This window comes from Bradyrhizobium sp. AT1, from assembly GCF_001590795.1.
GTDB lineage: Bacteria > Pseudomonadota > Alphaproteobacteria > Rhizobiales > Xanthobacteraceae > Bradyrhizobium.
Window position 1 is genome coordinate 3999089 of sequence record NZ_JXDL01000001.1, and the last position, 22213, is coordinate 4021301.

20 protein-coding genes are annotated in these 22213 nt (G+C 65.8%); 14 read left to right on the forward strand and 6 right to left on the reverse strand.

Annotated elements, in window-relative coordinates; genetic code table 11:
• Positions 1-98: 98 nt before the first annotated feature.
• From SE92_RS18675 to arfB, 7 genes are all read left to right on the forward strand, one after another.
• Positions 99-1070: a bifunctional riboflavin kinase/FAD synthetase gene (locus tag SE92_RS18675; protein WP_063197304.1), complete on the forward strand. Its 972-nt coding sequence runs from the start codon at positions 99-101 to the stop codon at positions 1068-1070.
• Between the two features lie 201 nt (positions 1071-1271).
• Complete coding sequence (gene ileS, locus SE92_RS18680; RefSeq protein ID WP_063197306.1) at positions 1272-4280, forward strand: isoleucine--tRNA ligase; 3009 nt, start codon at positions 1272-1274, stop codon at positions 4278-4280.
• Positions 4281-4287: 7 nt separating this feature from the next.
• Entirely contained in the window at positions 4288-4782 is a 495-nt protein-coding gene (gene lspA / locus SE92_RS18685) for a signal peptidase II (protein WP_063197308.1), read from the forward strand.
• 95 nt (positions 4783-4877) lie between these two features.
• Positions 4878-5606: a hypothetical protein gene (locus SE92_RS18690; protein WP_063197310.1), complete on the forward strand. Its 729-nt coding sequence runs from the start codon at positions 4878-4880 to the stop codon at positions 5604-5606.
• A 187-nt stretch (positions 5607-5793) separates the two neighbouring features.
• The gene (locus SE92_RS18695; protein WP_502686767.1) at positions 5794-7188 is read left to right on the forward strand and encodes a M16 family metallopeptidase; all 1395 of its coding nucleotides are present in this window, start codon (positions 5794-5796) and stop codon (positions 7186-7188) included.
• Positions 7185-8558 (forward strand): M16 family metallopeptidase, encoded by a 1374-nt coding sequence (locus SE92_RS18700; protein ID WP_063197312.1) that lies wholly within the window; start codon positions 7185-7187, stop codon positions 8556-8558. The genes SE92_RS18695 and SE92_RS18700 overlap by 4 nt, the downstream gene beginning before the upstream one ends.
• 116 nt (positions 8559-8674) lie before the next feature.
• The gene (arfB, locus tag SE92_RS18705) at positions 8675-9091 is read left to right on the forward strand and encodes an alternative ribosome rescue aminoacyl-tRNA hydrolase ArfB (RefSeq protein WP_063197314.1); all 417 of its coding nucleotides are present in this window, start codon (positions 8675-8677) and stop codon (positions 9089-9091) included.
• Positions 9092-9153: 62 nt separating this feature from the next.
• Here the strand turns inward: arfB and SE92_RS18710 are convergent, their stop codons facing one another.
• Positions 9154-9462 carry a hypothetical protein gene (locus tag SE92_RS18710; RefSeq protein ID WP_063203622.1) on the reverse strand — a complete coding sequence of 103 codons (309 nt, stop codon included), beginning with the start codon at positions 9460-9462 and terminating at the stop codon, positions 9154-9156.
• Positions 9463-9763: 301 nt separating this feature from the next.
• Between SE92_RS18710 and SE92_RS18715 the strand changes: the two genes are divergently transcribed.
• The 4 genes from SE92_RS18715 to SE92_RS18730 are packed head-to-tail and all read left to right on the forward strand — an operon-like array spanning position 9764 to position 12736.
• Positions 9764-10150 (forward strand): c-type cytochrome, encoded by a 387-nt coding sequence (locus SE92_RS18715; protein WP_084251846.1) that lies wholly within the window; start codon positions 9764-9766, stop codon positions 10148-10150.
• On the forward strand, positions 10151-10546 hold the full coding sequence (locus tag SE92_RS18720) for a VOC family protein (RefSeq protein ID WP_063197316.1): 396 nt from the start codon (positions 10151-10153) through the stop codon (positions 10544-10546).
• Between the two features lie 45 nt (positions 10547-10591).
• A complete protein-coding gene (locus SE92_RS18725) occupies positions 10592-11140 on the forward strand; it encodes a Twin-arginine translocation pathway signal (RefSeq protein ID WP_063197318.1) in 549 nt (182 codons plus the stop codon).
• A gap of 27 nt (positions 11141-11167) precedes the next feature.
• Positions 11168-12736, forward strand: a complete 1569-nt coding sequence (locus SE92_RS18730; protein ID WP_063197320.1) for a GMC family oxidoreductase — start codon at positions 11168-11170, stop codon at positions 12734-12736.
• 205 nt (positions 12737-12941) lie between these two features.
• Here the strand turns inward: SE92_RS18730 and SE92_RS18735 are convergent, their stop codons facing one another.
• Positions 12942-13259 (reverse strand): ribbon-helix-helix domain-containing protein, encoded by a 318-nt coding sequence (locus SE92_RS18735; protein ID WP_063197322.1) that lies wholly within the window; start codon positions 13257-13259, stop codon positions 12942-12944.
• 241 nt (positions 13260-13500) lie between these two features.
• Here SE92_RS18735 and mutL point away from each other — a divergent pair, with 241 nt between their 5' ends.
• Positions 13501-15315 (forward strand): DNA mismatch repair endonuclease MutL, encoded by a 1815-nt coding sequence (gene mutL / locus SE92_RS18740; protein WP_063197324.1) that lies wholly within the window; start codon positions 13501-13503, stop codon positions 15313-15315.
• Positions 15316-15554: 239 nt separating this feature from the next.
• On the forward strand, positions 15555-17174 hold the full coding sequence (locus tag SE92_RS35080; RefSeq protein ID WP_084251847.1) for a DUF1963 domain-containing protein: 1620 nt from the start codon (positions 15555-15557) through the stop codon (positions 17172-17174).
• Between the two features lie 82 nt (positions 17175-17256).
• Here SE92_RS35080 and SE92_RS18750 read toward each other — a convergent pair whose 3' ends face one another.
• The 3 genes from SE92_RS18750 to SE92_RS18760 form a co-directional block, all read right to left on the reverse strand.
• Positions 17257-17631 (reverse strand): hypothetical protein, encoded by a 375-nt coding sequence (locus SE92_RS18750; RefSeq protein ID WP_157095548.1) that lies wholly within the window; start codon positions 17629-17631, stop codon positions 17257-17259.
• Between the two features lie 113 nt (positions 17632-17744).
• Positions 17745-18299 (reverse strand): 16S rRNA (guanine(966)-N(2))-methyltransferase RsmD, encoded by a 555-nt coding sequence (gene rsmD / locus SE92_RS18755; protein ID WP_063197331.1) that lies wholly within the window; start codon positions 18297-18299, stop codon positions 17745-17747.
• A 1-nt stretch (position 18300) separates the two neighbouring features.
• The gene (locus SE92_RS18760; RefSeq protein WP_063197333.1) at positions 18301-20364 is read right to left on the reverse strand and encodes a pseudouridine synthase; all 2064 of its coding nucleotides are present in this window, start codon (positions 20362-20364) and stop codon (positions 18301-18303) included.
• A gap of 116 nt (positions 20365-20480) precedes the next feature.
• Here SE92_RS18760 and SE92_RS18765 point away from each other — a divergent pair, with 116 nt between their 5' ends.
• Entirely contained in the window at positions 20481-20939 is a 459-nt protein-coding gene (locus SE92_RS18765; RefSeq protein ID WP_063197335.1) for a nucleoside deaminase, read from the forward strand.
• A 100-nt stretch (positions 20940-21039) separates the two neighbouring features.
• Here the strand turns inward: SE92_RS18765 and SE92_RS18770 are convergent, their stop codons facing one another.
• On the reverse strand, positions 21040-21942 hold the full coding sequence (locus tag SE92_RS18770; protein ID WP_063197337.1) for an alpha/beta fold hydrolase: 903 nt from the start codon (positions 21940-21942) through the stop codon (positions 21040-21042).
• Between the last annotated feature and the right edge of the window lie 271 nt (positions 21943-22213).

Genomic DNA, 22213 nt, shown 5'->3' on the forward strand with positions numbered 1-22213 from the left:
TGAAATCGCGTTCGATGCGGCCGCCCGCTCCCGCTTGACTTCGTCCGGCCGGTCGCGCCACGGTCCCGGCCGGTCCCGCCGGTTCGAGAATTCCCCTGATGGCTCCGCATTTTACCGTTATCCGCGACACCACGCCGGACTCCGCCATTCCAAGGGGTGCCGTGGTCGCCATGGGCAATTTCGACGGGGTTCATCTCGGCCACCGCGCCGTGATCGCCGCAGCCCTGGAAATGGGCCGGGTGCAGGGCCGCCCGGCCCTGGCATTGACCTTCGAGCCCCATCCACGGCGGTTTTTCAGTCCCAATACCCCGCAATTCCGCCTGACGGACGAGCGGGCCAAGCTGCGGCTTCTGGCCGGCACCGGGCTTGCCGGCGCCGTGGTCATGACCTTCGACAAGGCCCGTGCCGGAACCAGCGCGCAAGACTTCATTCACCATGACCTGATCGGGCGGCTTGGCGTCAGCGGAATCGCGGTCGGCTACGACTTCCATTTCGGCAAGGGGCGGGTCGGCTCGCCCAGCCTTCTGGTCAACGAGGCCCCCCGCCTCGGCATCGAGGTCGACGTGCAGCCGCATGTCGACATCGACGAGCGGCCGGTATCCTCCAGCGCCATCCGGATCGCCCTCGCCGAGGGCCAGCTGGACGAGGCCACCACGATGCTGAGCGCGCCCTGGTTCGTCACCGGCGAGGTCATCCACGGCGAGAAGCGCGGGCGCGATCTCGGCTATCCCACCGCCAACATCCGCCTGGACGCCAATTGCGGCCTGAAGCACGGCATCTATGCGGTGCGGGTCGGCCGCGGGCCGCAGCGGCTGGACGGGGTCGCCAGCTTCGGCCGCCGCCCGACCTTTGATAATGGCGCTCCCCTGCTCGAAATCTTCCTGTTCGACTTCAAGGGCGATCTCTACGGGCAGGCGCTGGACTGCGCCTTCGTCGGCTTCATCCGCGAGGAGTTGAAATTCGACAGCCTGGAGGCCCTGATCCGCCAGATGGACGACGATTCCGCCCGCGCCCGCGCCATCCTGGCCGCCGCTCCGGACGCGTTTCCGCGGCTGGGCGCCATCGATTGACCCCGACCCCTGCCTCCCCGAACCTTTGCGCTTCCACCGTCCCCCTGCTATGGAGGGGCCATGTTTGCGCGGCGCATCATAGGGATTAGCGGCCCGGCTTCCGCCTGAGCTAAAGGCTCGGCGCAAGACCGGGATTTTGTCGTTTCACCCGCGATTCCGCATCGCCATTCGTTCCCGCGCCCTGCCGAGCCAGTCAATCTCATGTCCGAAAAGCCGCAAAAGTCCCAAAAGTCCGACGCCAAAGACTATTCGAAGACCCTGTTCCTGCCGCAGACCGAATTCCCGATGCGCGCCGGCCTGCCGCAGCGCGAGCCGGAGATCCTCAAGCGCTGGTACGAGATCGGCCTCTACGAGAAGCTGCGCGAAACCGCGAAGGGCCGCGCCAAGTTCGTGCTGCATGACGGCCCGCCCTACGCCAACGGCAACATCCATATCGGCACGGCGCTGAACAAGATCCTCAAGGATCTCGTCACCAAGAGCCAGCAGATGCTCGGCTTCGATTCCAACTACGTGCCGGGCTGGGACTGCCACGGCCTGCCGATCGAATGGAAGGTCGAGGAAGAGCACTACCGCAAGAAGGGCAAGCAGAAGCCCGACTTCCGCGACTCGACCGCGATGATCGACTTCCGCCGGGAATGCCGCGCCTACGCCACGCATTGGCTCGGCGTACAACGCGAGGAATTCAAGCGCCTCGGCGTCATCGGCGACTGGGATCATCCCTACGCCACCATGAGCTTCCCCGCCGAAGCCCAGATCGCGCGCGAGCTGATGAAGTTCGCCGCCAACGGCACGCTCTACCGCGGCTCCAAGCCGGTGATGTGGAGCGTGGTCGAGAAGACCGCGCTCGCCGAAGCCGAGGTGGAGTACGAGGACCACACCTCCGATACGGTGTGGGTGAAATTCCCGGTCACCTCGCCCGCGCACGGTGCGCTCGCCTCCGCAAGCGTCGTGATCTGGACCACCACGCCCTGGACGCTGCCCGGCAACCGCGCCATCTCGTTCTCGCCGAAGATCGCCTACGGCCTGTACAAGGTGACGGACGCCCCTGCCGACAATTGGACCAAGACCGGCGACCTCCTGATCCTCGCCGACGCGCTGGCCGAAGAGGTGTTCAAGCAGGCGCGCGTGACGGCCTATGAGAAAATCCGCGACGTCCCCGGCGACACCATGGACGCGATCGAATGTGCCCATCCGCTCAAGGGCCTTGCCGGCGGCTACGACTTCATCGTGCCGCTGCTGTCTGGTGATCATGTCACCGACGACACCGGCACCGGCTTCGTGCACACCGCGCCCGGTCATGGCCGCGAGGACTTCGATGTCTGGATGGCGCAATCGCGCGATCTCGACGCGCGCGGCATCTCGACGGCGATCCCCTACACTGTCGATGAGAACGGCGCCTACACCGATCATGCGCCGGGCTTTGCCGGCAAGCGCGTCATCAACGACAAGGGCGAGAAGGGCGATGCCAACGAGGCCGTGATCAAGGCACTCGTCGAACGCGGCATGCTGCTCGCGCGCGGCCGGCTCAAGCATCAATATCCGCACTCCTGGCGCTCCAAGAAGCCGGTGATCTTCCGCAACACGCCGCAATGGTTCATCGCCATGGATAAGGATGTTGCGCAGGGCGGCAAGGCGAAGAGCGGCGACACATTGCGCGCCCGCGCGCTGCACGCGATCTCGGTGACGCAATGGGTGCCGCCGTCGGGTGAGAACCGCATCAACGGCATGATCGAGGCCCGGCCCGACTGGGTGATCTCGCGCCAGCGCGCCTGGGGCGTGCCGATCGCCGTGTTCGTGCGCGAGAAGGGCGACGGCTCCGCCGAGATCCTGCAGGATGAGGCGGTCAACGCGCGCATTGGCGAAGCCTTCGAAAAGGAAGGCGCCGATGCCTGGTACGCGACGGGCGCGCGCGAGCGCTTCCTCGGGTCCCGCGCGAGCGAGGATTGGCAGAAGGTCGACGACATTCTCGACGTCTGGTTCGATTCCGGCTCGACGCACGCTTTCGTGCTCGAGGATCCCGTGCATTTCCCAGGACTTGCCGGCATCAAGCGCAAGGTCGACGGCGGCGCTGACACGGTAATGTACCTCGAGGGCTCCGACCAGCATCGCGGCTGGTTCCACTCTTCGCTGCTGGAAAGCTGCGGCACCCGGGGCCGCGCGCCCTACGACATCGTGCTGACCCACGGCTTCACGCAGGCCGAAGACGGCCGCAAGATGTCGAAGTCGCTCGGCAACACCATCGAGCCGCAGGCCGTCATCAAGGAATCCGGCGCCGACATTCTCCGGCTCTGGGTCGCCTCCTGCGACTACACCGACGATCAGCGCATCGGTCCCGAGATCCTGAAGAACACCGTCGAGACTTACCGCAAGCTGCGCAACACGGTGCGCTGGATGCTCGGCACGCTGCATCATTACAAGCCGACCGACGGCGTCGCGCCGGCCGAGATGCCTGAGCTCGAGCGGTTGATGCTGCACGAGCTCGCAGGTCGCGCCGCCGCGGTGGATAAGGCCTACCGCGAATTCGACTTCAAGACGGTGGTCGCGATCCTGTCCGCCTTCCTCAACAGCGAGCTCTCGGCGTTCTATTTCGACATCCGCAAGGACACGCTGTATTGCGATCCGCCGTCATCGCTGACGCGCAAGGCGGCGCTGACCACGATCGACCTGTTGTGCGCCTCGATCCTGAAATGGCTGGCGCCGATCCTCAGCTTCACCGCGGAGGAAGGCTGGCGCATGTACCGGCCAGATGCCGAGCCGTCGGTGCATCTGACGCTATTCCCGGCCGATCTCGAAGCCTTGCGCGACGACAAGCTCGCGGCGAAGTGGGAGACCATCCGCAACGTCCGCCGCGTCGTCACCGGCGCACTCGAGCTCGAACGCGCAGCCAAGAACATCGGCTCGTCGCTGGAGGCCTCGCCGGTGATCTATGTCGCCGACCGCGACATGCTGGCGACGCTGTTCGACATCGATCTCGCCGAGATCTGCATCACCTCGAACTACGAGGTGCGTGAGGGCGAAGCGCCGGCAGCCGCGTTCCGTCTCGATGCCGTGCCCGGTGTCGCGGTCGTGGTGGAGAAGGCGGTCGGCACCAAATGCGCCCGCTCCTGGAAGATCTCCCCGATGGTCGGCGAAGACGCTGAATACCCCGACGTCACCCCGCGCGATGCCAAGGCGCTGCGCGAATGGAAGGCGTTGGGAGTGGCGGTCTGATCCCGGCATGACCCCGCTTGGCGCCGGCATCTTCGCGGCCATCGTCACCTTGGTGGCCGACCAGGCCTCGAAGTTGTGGCTGCTGAACGGGTTCGACCTCGCCCGCCGCGGCGTCGTCAAGGTGACGCCGTTCTTCGACCTGGTGCTGGCCTGGAATATCGGCATCAGCTTCGGCTGGCTGCAGAACGACAGCCAGGCAGCGCAGCTCGCGTTGATGGCGGTCAAGGCCATTGCCGTGGTCGCGCTGGCGATCTGGATGGCCCGCTCGCACACCCACCTCGCCACGGTCGCGCTGGGCCTGATCATCGGCGGCGCCATCGGCAACGGCATCGACCGCCTGGCCTATGGCGCGGTGGTCGATTTCGCCCTGTTCCATATCGAGATCGGCGGAAATACCTATAATTGGTATGTGTTTAACCTCGCCGACGTGGCCATCGTTGCTGGGGTGGCGGGGCTATTGTATGATTCCTTCCTGGGGGTACCCGCCGCAAAAGCGCCCTGATCCCGGCCGATACGGACCGGCAGGTGGAACCCGGCCTTTGCGAGGGTTTGCTGCGTGCGCGCGGCGATCTGACACAATATGGAACAGGTACAAGTATGCGCAGCTCGAAGACCAGCATTTCGATGGTTCGAGACCCCCAATCGGGGTTCTGGCAGGCGTTGAAATTGTCCGCTGTCGCGCTCGGCATCGGTCTCGTCATGTCGGCTGGCGCGGCCCGCGCCGGTGACGACGACGACGAAGATGACGGGATGACCTTCGAAGAGAAGATCATCGACAATCTGATGTCCGGCATCGGCGCCAAGAGCATGGAAAAGCCCGGCATCGAATACCGCGAGCGCTCGCCGCTTGTCGTTCCGCCCAAGCTGGACCTGCCGCCCCCGGCGACCCAGGCCAAGAACGTGCCGAACTGGCCCAAGGACCCCGAGGAAAAGCGCCGCAAGGAAGCCATCGCCGCGCGCAAGAAGGCGACCAAGGAAACCGAGAACTGGCAGGCCGCCCGGCCTCTGACGCCCGCCGAGATGAAGGCCGGCCAGGTCGCCGCAGCGCCCCGGACCAGCAATGACCCGATCCAGCCGGGCACCAACGGCAACCCGTCGCTCAGCCCCGCCGAGCTCGGCTTCTCCGGCGGTCTGTGGAATATGATGAAGGGCGGCGGCGGCAAAGGTGAGACGAAGCAATTCACCAGCGAGCCGCCGCGCCAGTCGCTGGTCGAGCCGCCGCCAGGCTACCAGACCCCGTCTCCGAGCTATGCTTATGGGGCCGGCGAGGACAAAACGCGGCGGACCTATTTCGACATCATGTCGGGCAAGGACAAGGAACAATAGCGTTCCCGTCCCACAGCCGCGAACCCGGCGCCGGCGCTCATGTACGCCGGCCGCCGTCGATAATTGCCTATCAGTAACTTGCCACCGCGTTGAGTTCTCTGCTTCGTGACGCGAAGCCTCAGCCGCACGGTGTACCATGCCGTGCCTTTCGAGCCGGACATCCGGACTCGGCCTTTCACTAGGGATCATGATGTCCGCAAAACGATCGGCTGCCTGCCTCCTTGCCGCGCTGCTTTCGACCACCGTCCTGACAGCGGGCGCGGCCCTTGCCCAGACCACGGTCACATCGGCCCCGCCCGCCAGCTTCACGCTCAGCAATGGTATGCAGGTCGTGGTGATCCCCGATCACCGCACGCCCGTCGTCACCGAGATGATCTGGTACAAGGTCGGCTCGGCCGACGAGACGCCGGGCAAGTCGGGGCTCGCGCACTTCCTCGAACACCTGATGTTCAAGGGCACCTCGAAGCATCCGGTCGGCGAATTCTCCCAGACCGTGCTCCGCGTCGGCGGCAATGAGAACGCCTCGACCTCGGTCGACTACACCAACTATTACCAGCGCGTGCCGAAAGAGCAGTTGCCGACCATGATGGAGTTCGAGGCCGACCGCATGACCGGCCTGATCCTCAAGGACGAGAACGTGCTGCCCGAGCGCGACGTCGTGCTCGAAGAATACAACATGCGCGTTGCCAACAATCCGGACGCGCGGCTGAACGAGCAGATCATGGCCGCGCTCTATCTCAATCATCCCTACGGCCGTCCGGTGATCGGCTGGCACCAGGAGATCGAGAAGCTCGATCGCGAGGACGCGCTTGCTTTCTACCGCCGCTTCTATGCGCCCAACAACGCGATCCTGGTGATCGCCGGCGATGTCGAGGCTGCCGACGTCCGCCCGCTGGTCGAGCGCAATTTCGGCTCGATCCCCGCGCAACCCGCGATCCCGGCGCGGCGTGTCCGTCCGCAGGAGCCGGAGCCCGCGGCGCCGCGCACCGTGACGCTGGCCGACCCGCGCGTCGAGCAGCCGAGCATGCGGCGCTATTATCTGGTGCCCTCGGCGACCACGGCCGCGGCCGGCGAGAGCGCCGCGCTCGACGTGCTGGCGCAGCTGATGGGCAGCGGCAGCAATTCCTATCTCTACCGCGCGCTCGTCGTCGACAAGCCGCTCGCGGTCTCCGCCAATGCCAGCTATTCCAGCATCTCGCTCGACCCGACCCAGTTCGCGATCTCGGCCGCGCCGAAGCCCGGCGTCAGCTTCGCCGAGGTCGAGCAGGCGGTCGACGGCGTCATCGCCAGCGTCGCGCAGAACCCGATCCGCGCCGAGGACCTGGAGCGCGTGAAGACCCAGCTGATCGCGGAAGCGATCTACGCCCAGGACAACCAGGCTGTGCTGGCACGCTGGTATGGCGGCGCGCTGACCACGGGCCTGTCGATCGAGGACATCAGGAGCTGGCCCGACCGCATCCGCGCAGTCACCGCCGAGCAGGTTCGCGCCGCAGCTCAAAAATGGCTCGAGAAGAAGCGCTCGGTGACGGGCTATCTGATCAAGGACACCAGTGCCGCCAAGCGCGAGGAGAAGCGTTCGTGACCTATCCTTTCCTTCGCGCAAGACACTTTGCACTGTCCCTCGCTACCGGCGCCGCGCTCGCGCTGGCCGCGATCTCGCCATCGCAGGCCGCCGCAAAGATCCAGCACCTGGTCTCGCCGGGCGGCATCGAGGCCTGGTTCGTGCAGGACGCAACCGTGCCACTGATCGCGATGGAATATTCCTTTGCCGGCGGCTCGGCCCAGGATCCAAAGGACAAGCCAGGCGTCGCTAATCTCGTCGGCGACCTCCTCGACGAAGGCTCGGGCGATCTCGACTCCAAGACCTTCCACGAGCGGCTCGACCGCCGCGCCATCGAGCTGTCCTTCAGCGCCACCCGCGACACCTTCCGCGGCAGCCTGCGCATGCTGCGCGACAACAAGGACGAGGCCTTCGACCTGCTGCGGAGCGCGCTGACCTCGCCGCATTTCGACACCGCCGATGTCGAGCGCATCCGCTCGCAGGTCCTCTCGGGCCTGCGCCGCGAGACCACCAACCCGACCTCGCTCGCGAGCCGCAAGTTCCTCGAAGTCGCCTTCGGCGACCATCCCTACAGCCGGCAGAGCAACGGCAACCTCGACAGCGTGCCGACCATCACGGTCGCCGACATGAAGGACTATGTCGGCCGCGTGCTTGCCAAGGATGGGCTCAAGATCGCGGTCGTCGGCGACGTCGATCCTGCAACCCTCGGCAAGCTGCTCGACCACACCTTCGGCAGCCTGCCCGCCAAGGCCAATCTGACGCCGGTCCCCGATGTCGAGGCCGCAAAGCCGCCGCAGCGCGCCTTCGTGACGCTCGACGTGCCGCAGACCGTCATCACCTTCGGCGGCCCCGGCGTGAAGCGCAGCGATCCGAACTTCATGGCCGCCTATGTCGTCAACCATATCCTCGGCGGCGGTGGATTGTCCTCTCGGCTCTATCGCGAGGTGCGCGAGAAGCGCGGCCTCGCCTATTCGGTGTTCGAATCGCTGCTCTGGATGGAGCATTCGGCGATCTTCATCGGCAACACCGGCACCCGTGCCGACCGCGCCGGCGACACTCTCGATGCCATCGACAAGGAGGTACGCCGGATCGCCGAGGAAGGTCCGACGCAGAAGGAGCTCGACGAGGCCAAGTCCTACCTCAAGGGCTCGCAGATGCTGGCGCTCGACACCTCCTCCAAGCTGGCGCAGGCGCTGCTGCAGTACCAGCAGGACAAGCTTCCGATCGACTATATCGAGAAGCGCAACGCCATCGTCGATGCCGTCACGCTGGACGACGCCAAGGCCGCCGCCAAGCGGCTCTGGGGCCAGGGCCTGCTGACCGTCGTCGTCGGCCGCGCCCCGCAGGCCGCGGCGCAGCCCTCCACGGCGCCGGCAACGAATTCGAACTGACGCCTGAAACGTCGACTGCAATGGCCGGGCTCGCCCCGGCCATTTGCGCTTCCACCATGCACCATTGCCGAAATCAGACGTCCGCGATATGTCCGGACATCACGGATGGTGCCATCATGCTGCGGATATCCCGCGATCTCGTCATCGACGAGGACGACATCGAGATCGGCTTTGTCCGCGCCTCCGGGCCGGGCGGGCAGAATGTCAACAAATTGTCGACCGCGGCCCAGCTGCGCTTCGACACCGGCAAGCTGACCTTGCCGGAAGACGCGGCGATCCGGCTTGCCCGCATCGCCGGCCAGCGCATGACCAAGGACGGCGTGATCGTGATCCACGCCCAGCGTTTCCGCACCCAAGAGCGTAACCGGCAGGACGCCATCGACCGGCTGGTCGAGATCCTGAGCGAGGCCATGGTGCGGCCGAAGCCGCGGCGCGCGACAAAGCCGACTTTCGGCTCCAAGCAACGCCGGCTCGACGGCAAGAAACGCCGCAGCGACGTCAAGGCCGGTCGCGGCGGGCGCTTCGACGATTAGCAAACGCAGCCGAAAAACTCCGGCCGCCAGGCGACCGGAGTTTTGCCGCTTCACCGGCGGGATTAGTAGCGCTTGGATGGAGCCGCGCCGCCTGTCGCAGCATCGTCGGCCGCTCCCTTGTGCGCAGCGCTGCCCGTGGTGCCGACCGTACCTTTGGTGCTCTTGGTTGGCTTCATGCCGGTCTTCTCGCCCGCTGCGCCCGGCTGAGCGTTCATCTCCTCATCGCCGCTGCCCATCGCGCCGCCTTGCATGGGCTTGCTCTGCACCGTGCCGCCCGACTTCGCGGTGGGGGGCGCGCTCTGCGCGAGAACGGGCGTCGCAATGAGTGCCGATAGAGCGCATGCGATCATCGAGGTCTTCACCAACTTCATCCATTTCTCCTGGATTTTTCCGCGATGAATGGCTCGGCCGTTCCCGGCGCCGCTTGCTGCGCCGACCCATTGCATCGCGTAAAGACATCAAGCGGCGCAATCGTCATGCAATGCGCACGGTGTGGTGATCGTTTAGGGATTTGACGGCGGTTTCGCGGAATTGTGCTCCGCATATAAGGCAGCGCGGGACACCGCACGCCGCGGGCATCTCCGCGCGCGGCGAAACAGCCCGCTACTACCACCGCCGATCTGACGCCGCCTAGAGTTTGCGCAGGTTGATGTGAATGGGCGGCTCTCGACGATGCGCGCGATCGTGCTGGGATTGTGCACCGCGATGGTGCTGGTGGTGGGGACTGCCGGCGCGCAAATGCCTCTGCCCGCCACAAAGCCGCCGGACGGCGCGACGCTCTTCAAGCAGCAATGCGCGGTGTGCCATACGTTGAACTTGTCCGAGCCGATGCGGCAAGGCCCGCCGCTGACGAAGGTCGTCGGACGTCCCGCCGGCAAGGCTGAAGGTTTCAAATACTCGGACGCGCTATCGAAAGCCGACTTCGCCTGGGATGAGCCCCGGCTCGACGCATGGCTGACCAATCCGCAAGCCGTCGTTCCCGGCGTGGTCATGGCCTATCGGCAGGCCAAGCCCGAAACGCGCGCTGCGATCATTGCCTACCTGAAGGAGCAGAACTGAATGGCAAAGCCGGTCCATTCCATGATCCGTGTGCTGGATGAAGCGCGCTCGCTCGACTTCTACCAGCGTGCCTTCGGCCTGGAGGTCGCCGACCATCTGAAATTCGCAGACTTTGCCCTGATCTATCTGCGTCATCCCTCCTCACCTTTCGAGGTCGAGTTGACCGTGAATTTCGATCGCAAGGAAGCCTACGCGCTCGGCGACGGCTACGGCCATCTCGCCGTGGTGGTCGAGGACCTCGACGCCGAACATGCCCGCTTCGAGCGCGAGAAGCTCGCACCAGGACCGTTGCGCGACTTCAAGCACGACGGCAGGACGCTTGCGCGCTTCTTCTTCGTCAGTGATCCCGATGGCTACAAGATCGAGGTGATCCAGCGCGGCGGACGTTTCGGCTAACCACATCAAGACGTCAAAATCGCAAAAAATATACGGAGGAATGCCATGAGAGAAGTCGATCGTCGAAGCAAGCACAGCCGCCGCGTCTTTCTCAAGGGCGCGGCCACGGCCGTGCCGGTCGTGGCTGTCGCGACCAGCGTCACTGTGAGCATCGAAGATGCCTGGGCCGATGACGCCACCGCGCTCTCGCCCGCAACGATGAAGACGTTGCTGAAGGTCGCGCGCGACATCTATCCGCACGACGTGCTCGGCGACAGCTACTACATCACCGCGATCAAGCCGTGGGACGGCAAGGCGGCCAAGGATCCCGCGGTCAAGTCGCTGATCAGCGACGGCATCACGCGGCTCGATCAAAACGCGCGGGACCGCCACAAGGTCGCCTACGCCGAGGTGCCCTGGGAAGCCGACCGCGTGGTGCTGCTGAAGGAGATCGAGCAAAGCGACTTCTTCCAGAAGGTGCGCGGAGATCTCATCGTCTCGCTCTACAACCAGAAAGAGGTCTGGCCGCGGTTCGGCTACGAGGGCTCCTCCGCCGAACACGGCGGCTACATCAACCGCGGCTTCGCCGACATTGACTGGCTGCCGAAGGCTTAAATCACCCAACGGTTCAGGAGAACGCATATGGCAAAATTCGATCTGAACGATTCCAGCGTTGTGGTGATCGTCGGCTCCGGTGCCGGCGGCGGCACGCTGGGCAACGAGCTCGCGCAGAAGGGCGTCAAGGTGGTCATCCTCGAGGCAGGTCCGCGCATCGAGAACCACGACTTCGTCAACGACGAGTGGGAGAGCTTTTCCCAGCTCGCCTGGACCGATGCGCGCACCACCTCAGGCACGTGGCGCGTCGCCAAGGATTTTTCCGGCCTTCCCGCCTGGATCGTCAAGGCGGTCGGCGGCTCCACGACCCATTGGGCCGGCGCCTCGCTGCGTTTCGACGAGCACGAGTTCAGGGTGAAGTCGACCTACGGCAACCTTCCCGGCGCCAACCTCCTGGATTGGCCGGTCACGCTCGCCGAGATGGAGCCGTGGTACGCCAAGGCCGAGAACAAGATGGGCGTGACCCGCACCAACGGCATTCCCGGGCTTCCCGGCAACAATAACTTCAAGGTGCTCGAAGCCGGCGCCAGGAAGCTCGGCTACAAGACCGTGCACACCGGCAACATGGCCATCAACAGCCAGCCGCGCGACGGTCGCGGCGCCTGCCAGCAGATCGGCTTCTGCTTCCAGGGCTGCAAATCCGGTGCGAAATGGTCGACGCTCTACACCGAGATCCCCAAGGGCGAGGCGACCGGCAATCTGGAAGTCCGCCCCGGCAGCATGGCGGTCAAGATCGAGCACGACGCCGGCGGCAAGGTGACCGGCGTCGTCTATGCCGACGAGAACGGCACGATGCAGCGCCAGAAAGCACGTATCGTCGCGGTCGCCGGCAACTCGATCGAGAGCCCGCGGCTGCTGCTTAACAGCGCCTCCACCATGTTTCCCGACGGCCTCGCCAACTCATCGGGTCAGGTCGGCCGCAACTACATGCGTCACATGACCGGCAGCGTCTACGCCGTGTTCGAGAAATCGGTGCACATGTATCGCGGCACGACCATGGCCGGGATCATCCGCGATGAAGCGGCCAACAATCCGAAGCGCGGCTTCGTCGGCGGCTACGAGATGGAGACGCTGTCGATCGGTCTGCCCTTCATGGCCGCGTTCCTCAATCCCGGCGCCTGGGGACGTCCGTTCACCTCGGCACTCGACGGTTATCCCAGGATGGCCGGCATGTGGCTGGTCGGCGAGGACATGCCGCAGGAGACCAACCGCATCACGCTCGATCCGGTCGTCAAGGACAAGCATGGACAGCCGGTCGCGAGCGTCCATTTCGACGATCATCCCAACGACCTCGCGATGCGTGCCCATGCCTACAAGCAGGGCGCCGCGGTCTATGACGCCGTCGGCGCCACCGTGACCTATCCGACGCCTCCCTATCCGAGCACGCACAATCTCGGCACCAACCGGATGAGCGAGAAGCCCAGGGACGGCGTGGTCAACAAGTTCGGGCAGAGCCACGACGTCAAGAACCTGTTCGTCTCCGACGGCAGCCAGTTCACCAGTGGCGCTGCCTGCAACCCGACGCTGACCATCGTCGCGCTGGCGATCCGGCAGGCGGACTACATCGCGGGAGCGATGCAGAAGAAGGAGATTTGAAGTCAGAGAGGCAAACCTCTCTCCACGTCATTGCGAACGAAGAAATGTCTCTGCGGAAAAACTCCGGATCGCTTCGTCAAGAACTCCTCGCAATGACGCCGAAGGAAATCTTGTAGCCCGGATGGAGCGCAGCGTAATCCGGGGCCGCCGTCACTTGCGGAACGATTCCCGGATTGCGCTGCGCTCCATCCGGGCTACCCACCCGTCATTCAGCCGCATCCAGAATCGGCGCCACGTTTGCCTTGAACTCCGGCACCGTCACCATGCTCTTCGAGCGATAGATCAAACACGAGCAGCGCAGCAGCGAAGCAAAGTTGTTGACCTCGCCGTGATGGCCGAGCACCTCGTTATAAAGGGTGGTCAAGAACTTGCCGAGGCTCATGCCCTCCTTGGCCGCGATCTCCTCCAGCGTGTCCCAGAACGCCATTTCCAGCCGGATCGAAGTGCAATGGCCGTCGATCCGCAAAGAGCGGGTCTGGGATTCGTAATCGCGTTGGGGCTGATGCGCAAAGAGATGGCACATGGCGTCCTCCCGTCCTGTTGCCGTTTTTTCACGATGCTACACCGCGGCCCGGCACCCCACAATCAGGTCGGCGGCAGGACGGCCGCTTCATCCGGGCTCCACGATTTTCTCGAACGTCCAATGTCTTCAATGTGATAGGCAACCCTCTTCCCCAGGCCGCCACACGGCTGTTGCCCAACACATGCTTTTGACGCAACACGGCCTAGAATAGTGCCGCCAGCGAATCCAAATCGAAAGCCTCATGCCCGTCCGCCAATTGCCAGAACAGGTCGTCAACCGCATCGCCGCCGGCGAGGTGGTCGAGCGGCCGGCGAGCGTGGTCAAGGAGCTAGTCGAGAACGCGATCGATGCCGGCGCCAGCCGGATCGACGTCTTCACCGACGGCGGCGGACGGCGGCGGATCGGCATCACCGACGACGGCGGCGGCATGACCGCGAAGGATCTGGCGCTTGCAGTCGAGCGCCACGCCACCTCGAAACTCGACGACGAGGATCTGCTGCAGATCCGCACCCTCGGGTTCCGCGGCGAGGCGCTGCCCTCGATCGGCTCCGTCGCGCGGCTCTCGATCACGACGCGCCATGCCAGCGAGCCGCATGCCTGGTCGCTGTCCGTCGAGGGCGGCGAGAAGTCCGAGATCATGCCGGCGGCGCTGGCGCATGGCACGCGGGTCGAGGTTGGCGACCTCTTCTATGCGACGCCGGCGCGGCTGAAATTCCTGAAGACCGATCGCACCGAGGCGGAGGCGATCCGCGAGGTGGTGCGGCGCCTCGCCATGGCGCGGCCTGACATCGCCTTCACGCTCGCCGGCGAGGAGCGCGCGCCGGTGACCTGGGCTGCTGCCCTGCCCGGCCCGGCCGGACGCCTGACCCGGCTCGGCGATATCCTCGGCGCGGAGTTCCGTAGCCATGCCTTCGAGGTTCATGCCGAGCGCGAGGGTGTCGTCGTCTCCGGCTATGCGGCAGCCCCCGCGCTGACCAAAGCCAACGCGCTCGGGCAATATCTCTTCGTCAACGGCCGTCCGGTGCGCGACAAGCTGATCCTGGGGGCCGTGCGCGGGGCCTATGCCGATTACCTGCCGCGCGACCGCCATCCCGTGCTGGCGCTGTTCGTGACACTCGACCCGCGCGAGGTCGATGCCAACGTGCATCCGGCCAAGACCGAGGTGCGCTTCCGCAATGCCGGCCTCGTCCGCGCATTGATCGTGCACGGGCTGAAGGAAGGCCTCGCGCGCGAGGGGCGTCGCACCGCCGCCAACAGCGGCGAGAGCGCCTTGTCCGCGTTCCGCCCGGCGTTCACGCCGCAGCGTCCGGCGAGCTGGGACTGGCGCGCCTCGCCATCCGCGCCGATCGCACCGATGCCGTCATTCGAAGGCGCCGCGGCACCGGCTTTCGCCGAACGCGCACAGGCCGCCTTCGACGTCGGCGCGCCCAGCGCGGACGTGCGGATCGAGACGCAGCCGCTGGCTGACCTCGTCGATCGTCCGCTCGGCGCGGCGCGCACGCAGATCCACGAGACCTATATCGTCTCTCAGACCCGCGACGGATTGATCATCGTCGACCAGCACGCCGCGCATGAGCGCATCGTCTATGAGCGGCTGAAGGCCTCGCTGGCTGCCAACGGCGTGCAGCGGCAGATCCTCCTCATTCCCGAGATCGTCGAGATGGACGAGGCGACGGTGGAGCGGCTCCTGGAGCGCAGCGAGGAGCTGGCATCATTCGGCCTCGCCATCGAATCCTTCGGCCCTGGCGCGGTCGCGGTGCGCGAGACGCCCTCGCTGCTCGGCAAGACCAACGCCGGCGGCCTCTTGCGCGACCTCTCCGAGCACATGGCCGAGTGGGACGAGGCGCTGCCGCTCGAACGTCGCCTGATGCACGTCGCCGCCACCATGGCCTGCCACGGCTCCGTGCGCGCCGGCCGCCGCTTGCGGCCCGAAGAGATGAACGCCCTGCTCCGCGAGATGGAAGACACCCCGAACTCCGGCCAGTGCAATCACGGCCGGCCGACCTATGTCGAGCTGAAGCTCAGCGATGTGGAGAGGCTGTTCGGGCGGCGGTGAATTCGCAGGGCGGGTTAGCGTAGCGTAACCCGCCTCTTTTGCATTTGCCGAGACGATCGCGGATGACGCTGCGCTGATCCGCCCTACGCAAGAACACGAAATTCCGGCGTCACGGACTGCGCGGCCTTGGCTTCTCGACCAACCAGCAACCTACCCTGCGCAGCTTCGATCCATTTCATCCGCAAGCCATTAACTCTTTGTTGCTACCTGAGGCTGTCCTGCAATGCCTGGGGTCCTGCATGTCCTGGTGGCAAATCCTTCTCGTATGCGCGGTGGCATTTGTCGTTTGGGATTTTCGCCGCTTTCTGCGGGCGAGGGCCGCGACCTCGCCGCCGAGGCTGGCTCCGGCGGACTACGATGCGCCGATCCCGCCGCCGCTTGGGATCAGCGAGAGCGTGTCGGTCGTTTTGCGGCGGCAGATCCCGCCGCGGTTCGAAGCGCCACGATCATGGCTGGGCGGGCTGCCCATGATGCCCGATCATGTCGCATGGCCGCGCTCGGTTTCGTCGGAATACCCTGATCGCGGCGAGCGGCCGCTGCACTTTGTGGCGCAGATCGCCTGCGCCGACCTTCCAGCCGAATTGTGGGGCGGCCTGGGGCCCCGCCAGGGCTGGCTGCTGCTGTTCATCGATCCCAATCAGGGTGCGCCCGAGGGACCTGATGCATTTCGCATTCTCCATGTCGATGCGCTCGGCTCCGAGCGGCAGCCGCCGGCGGATCTCGGGCCTGTGCATGACGGCGTCTATAGCGGCTTCGACTATGACTATTGCCGCACCGCCGACGAGGTGCCGCGGCGCTGGCGGCGGTGGCCGGTCGATCTGGTCGGGGTGCCCAACGAGGCGCGGATCGAAGGCCAGCGCACGCGCGTCGCGCCGGAGAATTTTGCAAGCCTCCTCTATCCCAGGCAGCCTATCGTGTCGGACCGCGAGCAGCCGGCCGAGCCCGAGCCTTTCACCTGGCGCGGCGCACTTCAGGTGCTCGACAGTATTGCGCGCACGCATGGGCCGTCAGCAAAATCGCCGGACGAGCTTAGGATTCCGGATTGGCTGGTCGAGCGGCTGGGCCAGCCGGGTTATATCGGCTCCATCCTCGCCACGATCGAGGTCGACGACGCCAATTGGACCACGATGTCCCGGGCTGATCTCGACGGCCCCGAGCCGGACGACGAGGCAACGCGCCTGCGGGTTGCGCAAACGCGGCGCGCGACGGAGAACCGCAAGGCACGACGCGAAGCGCTAGCGGCTTTCCTGGCCGGCCATCCCACGCCGGAGTCGATCGTGGACTATCTGCGCCGGTCCGGGCGCGAGCTCGGCGCGTGGAGCGCTGCAATGCGCGAGCGCGTTGCCGGCGAGCGATCAGCCGTGCTGGCGCACGACCTCGACAGCCCGATCCCGGACGGTGCCTGGCAAGCGCTCAAGGCGCGCCTGCAGCAGGACGCATTCCGGTTCTGGAATTACTCCTCCACCGATCGGGACGGCGAGCGGGGCCATGTCGCCTTTTACGAACACGAAATTTCCGCATGGTCTTTCCAGCGCGGCCACATCCGCGAGCTGGTGGCCGACTATTACGTCGATGAAGCGAAGCGGGCGCTGATCCCGCGCGCGGTCCTGTCCGAATTCGAGCCGCATTGGCGCAGCCTCTATCACAATCGCCCCCATCGCATCGGCGGCTACCACGACGGCCTGCAGTCGGATGCGCAGATCGGCCCGACCCGGAAGCTCCTGCTGTTCCAGATCGCAAGCGACGACGCCATGCACTGGAGCTGGGGCGACGCGGGCGCCTACTACGTCTTCATCGACATGGACACGCTGAAGACGATGGATTTCTCGCAGGCGACGATCACGCTGGAATGCTATTGACGCCGGAGAGAGCGGGCCGCCATGGCCAAGCTGTTCGGCTGCTTTGGATACGGCCTGCTTGGCATGCATCCGCATGCCGCCCTCAATGCCAGTTGTGCATCATCGATTGCAGGGAAAGCCAGCCCATCAACGGCAGCGCCAGCAGGACTATCACCCCAAGCGCGGACGCGCGGGCCGCATCGAGATCGCGATGGCGGAACTGTCGCCAGGCCTGAAAAGCCGCCGCCAGAACCAGCAATGCGTAGAGACCGGCCAGCAGCCAGACGGCCTGCTTGCCCGTTAGCGGGATGCCGGCGTCGTTGAGCGCCTTTCCGACAATGCTTCCCGGCACACCAACAAAGAAGGTCAGCGAAATCGCGACCAGGAAGCCCATCAGCGATCCCGGAAACGAGGTTGCAGACAAGGCAACGACACCACCCTGCAACATCACGCACAAAATGAACGCGCGCTGGGTCATTTGCCGGGACACTCCATCCACCCCTTGCTGTGCAGCATAGCGCGACGGAGTTAATGTAAATTGTCCTCCATCCGGAGAATGCTGCATACCGTGTGCAGGATGGATGAGTTTGGCTACGGCTTCCTCAGAAACACGAGCTCGGTGTCGTCATAGGCGCGCCGCTCCAGTTCCTCAAAACCCTCCGGCGTCGCGAACTGTGCGGCCTTGGCTTCCTCGACCACCAGCAGCGCGCCCGGCGTGAGCCAGCCGCCATCGCGCAAGGACGCTAGCGCCTTCTCCGCAAAGCCCTTGCCGTAGGGCGGATCGAGGAACGCCAGCGAGAACGGCTCGACCGGATGGGCGGGACCCAGATCGGTCGCGTCGCGGCGATATACCTTTGTCACCCCGCCGAGGCCGAGCGACTCGACGTTGTTGCGCAGCAGGGCCCGCGCCTTCGCGCCGTTGTCGACGAACAGCGTGAACTTCGCCCCGCGCGACGAAGCCTCGATGCCGAGCGCGCCGGTGCCGGCGAAGAGATCGAGCACGCGCGCGTCGGAAATCGGGTCGTCATAGGCATGCACGAGGATGTTGAACACGGACTCGCGCAACCGGTCCGCCGTGGGGCGGATGTCGCGCGAGGACGGTGAGGCGAGATTACGCCCCTTCAAACGACCGCCGACGACGCGCAAGTCAGTCCTCCCGCGGCGTCAGATCGCGCTTGCCGTGATAGCCGCGCTTGGGACGGCGCGGCGGGCCGTAGCCGCTGGCCTGTTCCTCGTTGCGCTCGCGTGCCTCCTCGCTGCCGGTGCGCTGCACCAGCACGCGGCGGCCCTTGCGGTCGGCGATCACGCCGCGCTTGCTGGCGGGCTTCTTTTCGCTCGGCGCGTCCTCGACCCGCGAGGCTTTCGAGGGCACATCGAACTGCGCCCCCGATTTCTCGATGATCTTGTCGCCGAGCTGCTCGCGCAGCACGCGGGACTTGATCTCCTCGACCTGGCCTTCAGGCACTTCGCCGAGCTGGAACGGGCCGTAGGAGACGCGGATCAACCGGTTCACTTCGAGCCCGAGATGAGCGCAGACATTGCGCACTTCGCGGTTCTTGCCTTCGCGGATCGCGAACACCAGCCAGACATTGGCGCCCTGGTCGCGCTCCAGCGTCGCGTCGATCGGGCCGTATTTGACCCCCTCGATCTCGACACCGTCCTTGAGCGCGTCGAGCTGTGCCTGGGTGACGTCGCCATGGGCGCGAACGCGGTAGCGGCGCAGCCAGCCGGTGTCGGGCAGCTCGAGCGTGCGCGCGAGCCCGCCGTCATTGGTGAGCAGCAACAGGCCCTCGGTGTTGAAATCGAGCCGGCCGACGCTGATCAGCCGCGGCAGGCCTTCCGGCAGATTGTCGAACACGGTCGGACGACCCTCGGGATCGTCATGCGTGGTCATCAGCCCGCGCGGCTTGTGATAAAGGAACAGCCGCGTGCGCTCGCGCTCCGGCAACGGCTTGCCGTCGACCAGGACGACGTCGTTCTTGGTGATGTCGAGCGCGGGCGAATTGATGACACGGCCGTTGACGGTGACGCGGCCCTGCGTGACCATCTCCTCGGCATCGCGGCGCGAGGCAAGCCCTGCGCGGGCCAGCGCCTTGGCGATGCGCTCGCCGGCCTTCTTCGGCTTCGGCTCTTCTTCCCGGCGCGGGCGGCGATCGGAATCCCGATCGCGCTCGCGATAGGCGCCGCGGCCGCCGAAGGCGGGGCGCTTCTCGAAAATCCGGCTCTCGTCCTCGTTTTCGCGGCGCGGACGATCGCCGAAACGGCCTTCGTTGCGCGGATGCTCGTGCCAATCGGAACGGCCCTCGGGCCGCTCGCGCGGACGATCGAATTTCGGACGGTCGCGGAACGGACGATCGCCCGACGGCCGATCGTCGCGCGCGCGCGAAAAGCGCGGACGGTCGTCACCGCGGCCGCCTTCGCGACGGTCGTCGCGCTTCTGCCAGGGCTTGTCGGCGCCGCGGTCGCGGCCGCCAAAATCCTTGCGCGGCCCGCGATCCCCACGGTCGCGATCCGGTGCGCCACGGGAAAACTTGCGCTCACCGTCGAACTTGCGTTCGGGGCGATCGCCACGCGGCGGACGATCACCGCGATCGAAATTCGGACGGTCGCCACGCGGCTTGAAGCTGCGCTCGCCACGGTCCTCGCGCGGCCCGCCGCGTGAGAATTTGCGCTCGCCGTCGAACTTGCGCTCGGGGCGATCGCCGCGCGGCGCGTAGGGCTTCTTGTCGCCGAACTTCCTGTCGCTCGAGCGGCCGGCCGGACGGGCGTCGTCGCGATCCCTGCGCGGCGGACGATCGTCGCGGCCAAAGGACGGACGATCGCCACGCGGCTTGAAGGGCCGCTTCTCGCCGTCGCGCGAGGAGCTGTCGGAGAACGGCCGGTCGCCGCGCGGCTTGAAGCTGCGTTCGCCGCGGCCCTCGCTGCCGCGATCGTCGCGCTTGAACTTCGGACGGTCGGAGAAATCGCGGCGCGGCGCATCGCCCTCTTCGCGGCGGCGGAACGGACGGTCCCCGCGGTCGGCGCGCGGCGGACGGCTGTCGCGGTCGCCGCGAGGCGGGCGCTTGTCGCCCTCGCTCTTGCCCTCGAAGCCGCGCTTGGCGAATTTCTTCTCGGGGCCGCGCGCCTTGCCGCTGCGGCCGCCTTTTGACGGTCCTCGGGCCGGGCCTCGCCGGCCGCGGGAATCGTTGTCTTTGTCGCTGTCGCGAGGCATGGATAATCTCACTCAGGGGATGGCCAAGCATTGTGCGCGCTCGTTCCGAGCCGCATGCTCAGGCAAAATCGGGTAGCACTTCTGCTGAAGGCGCAGCTACTAGCAGGTTTCTTCGGATGATACGAGGCTTGAAAGCCCCCTCTTTCATGGATTTGGCGCTTCAGGCGGCCGAAAATGCCGGAAAAGCGGGCGAAGTTCCGATCGGCTGCGTGGTGGTCCGCAATGACGAGGTAATTGCCACCGCCGCCAACCGGACGCTGACCGACCGCGACCCCACCGGCCATGCCGAAATCGTGGCGCTGCGCGAGGCGGCGAAGAAGGTCGGCAGCGAGCGCCTGGTCGACTGCGACCTCTACGTGACGCTGGAGCCCTGCACCATGTGTGCGGGCGCGATCTCCTTTGCAAGAGTGAGGCGGCTCTATTACGGCGCCGCCGACCCCAAGGGCGGCGCGGTCGAGTCCGGCGTGCGGTTCTTCGGCTCGCCGACCTGCCACCACGCGCCGGACGTCTATTCCGGCGTCGGCGAGAGCGAGGCGGCGCGGCTGCTGAAGGCGTTCTTTCGGGAGCGAAGGTAGTGCCGTCGTAGCCCGGATGGAGCGCAGCGCAATCCGGGGCGGTCGCGCGGCGGGGATGGACTCCCGGATTACGCTGCGCTCCATCCGGGCTACAAGAGCCTCAACCCAGGAAGAACTCGCGCAGCGCCTTCGCCGTCACATCCGGGTTCTCCTCGGTGAGGAAGTGCCCGGAGTCCACCGGCATGCCTTCCACGTTCGTCGCCCATTGCCGCCAAGTGTCGAGCGGCGTCGCCGCGGCCTGCGCCACGCCGGCATTGCCCCACAGCGCCAGCATCGGCACGGTGATCTTCTTGCCGGCCTCGTAATCGGCCTTGTCGAGGTCGTAGTCGAAATAGGCGCCGGCGCGGTAGTCCTCGCACATCGCATGGATGCGGGCGGGATCGCGGAACGGGGCGAGGTAGTGCTCGAGCGCCCGCTCGTCGATGGCGTCGAGCGTCTTCGACTTGGTCTGGCTCGCCATCTTGAAGCGCAGGAAGAACTCGCCTTGCCCTGCGATCAGCGTCTCCGGCAGCGGATAAGGCTGCGCCAGGAAGGTCCAGTGATAGATCTTTAAGCCATAGGCGCGGTTCATCCGCTCCCAGTAATTATAGGTCGGCAGGATATCGAGCACCGCGAGCTTCGACAGCCGGCCGGGATGATCGAGCGCAAGCCGATAGGAGACACGGCCGCCGCGGTCGTGGCCGGCCAGCGCGAAGTGGACATGGCCGAGCCGCTCCATCACTTCCACCATCGCCTTGGCCATCGCGCGCTTGCTGTAGGGGATGTGCAGCGCATCGCTCTCGGGCATGTCGGACCAGCCATAGCCCGGCAGGTCGGCGATGATCAGCGTGAACTGATCGGCGAGCTCAGGCGCCACCCGGTGCCACATCACGTTGGTCTCGGAGAAGCCGTGCAGGAGCAACAGCGGCGGCCCGCTGCCGCCGACGCGGGCGAAGATGCGGCCGAACGAGGTATCGATCCATTCGGAGGCAAAGCCCGGATAGAGGTCGGCGAGATCGGACATCTTGTTGCATCCTTATATGGTCGGTCGGGCCGTCCCCGGCACCAAAAAGTGCGAAAACAACCCCATGCACAGTACCGGTATCATGATCGGGGCCGATAACCCCAGATACTGATTGCACATTCTGGGGTGCGGATGTGGCGAACCGGTGACGCCGACGTTGAGATTCCGCGGGGGGTCGTCACCTCTCCCGCTTGCGGGAGAGGTCGGCGCGTCCGGGCGATGCGCAGCATCGTCCCGTGCGCCGGGAGAGGGCTTTCTCCTCTTGGGGATT

Excerpts from the sequence above, each read along its gene's own strand:
- SE92_RS18675 (WP_063197304.1), top strand. The coding sequence starts at position 99 with ATGGCTCCGCATTTTACCGTTATCCGCGACACCACGCCGGACTCCGCC.
- ileS (WP_063197306.1), top strand. The coding sequence starts at position 1,272 with ATGTCCGAAAAGCCGCAAAAGTCCCAAAAGTCCGACGCCAAAGACTAT.
- lspA (WP_063197308.1), top strand. The coding sequence starts at position 4,288 with ATGACCCCGCTTGGCGCCGGCATCTTCGCGGCCATCGTCACCTTGGTG.
- SE92_RS18690 (WP_063197310.1), top strand. The coding sequence starts at position 4,878 with ATGCGCAGCTCGAAGACCAGCATTTCGATGGTTCGAGACCCCCAATCG.
- SE92_RS18695 (WP_502686767.1), top strand. The coding sequence starts at position 5,794 with ATGATGTCCGCAAAACGATCGGCTGCCTGCCTCCTTGCCGCGCTGCTT.
- arfB (WP_063197314.1), top strand. The coding sequence starts at position 8,675 with ATGCTGCGGATATCCCGCGATCTCGTCATCGACGAGGACGACATCGAG.
- SE92_RS18710 (WP_063203622.1), bottom strand. The coding sequence starts at position 9,462 with ATGAAGTTGGTGAAGACCTCGATGATCGCATGCGCTCTATCGGCACTC.
- SE92_RS18715 (WP_084251846.1), top strand. The coding sequence starts at position 9,764 with ATGCGCGCGATCGTGCTGGGATTGTGCACCGCGATGGTGCTGGTGGTG.
- SE92_RS18720 (WP_063197316.1), top strand. The coding sequence starts at position 10,151 with ATGGCAAAGCCGGTCCATTCCATGATCCGTGTGCTGGATGAAGCGCGC.
- SE92_RS18725 (WP_063197318.1), top strand. The coding sequence starts at position 10,592 with ATGAGAGAAGTCGATCGTCGAAGCAAGCACAGCCGCCGCGTCTTTCTC.
- SE92_RS18730 (WP_063197320.1), top strand. The coding sequence starts at position 11,168 with ATGGCAAAATTCGATCTGAACGATTCCAGCGTTGTGGTGATCGTCGGC.
- SE92_RS18735 (WP_063197322.1), bottom strand. The coding sequence starts at position 13,259 with ATGTGCCATCTCTTTGCGCATCAGCCCCAACGCGATTACGAATCCCAG.
- mutL (WP_063197324.1), top strand. The coding sequence starts at position 13,501 with ATGCCCGTCCGCCAATTGCCAGAACAGGTCGTCAACCGCATCGCCGCC.
- SE92_RS35080 (WP_084251847.1), top strand. The coding sequence starts at position 15,555 with ATGTCCTGGTGGCAAATCCTTCTCGTATGCGCGGTGGCATTTGTCGTT.
- SE92_RS18750 (WP_157095548.1), bottom strand. The coding sequence starts at position 17,631 with ATGACCCAGCGCGCGTTCATTTTGTGCGTGATGTTGCAGGGTGGTGTC.
- SE92_RS18760 (WP_063197333.1), bottom strand. The coding sequence starts at position 20,364 with ATGCCTCGCGACAGCGACAAAGACAACGATTCCCGCGGCCGGCGAGGC.
- SE92_RS18765 (WP_063197335.1), top strand. The coding sequence starts at position 20,481 with ATGATACGAGGCTTGAAAGCCCCCTCTTTCATGGATTTGGCGCTTCAG.
- SE92_RS18770 (WP_063197337.1), bottom strand. The coding sequence starts at position 21,942 with ATGTCCGATCTCGCCGACCTCTATCCGGGCTTTGCCTCCGAATGGATC.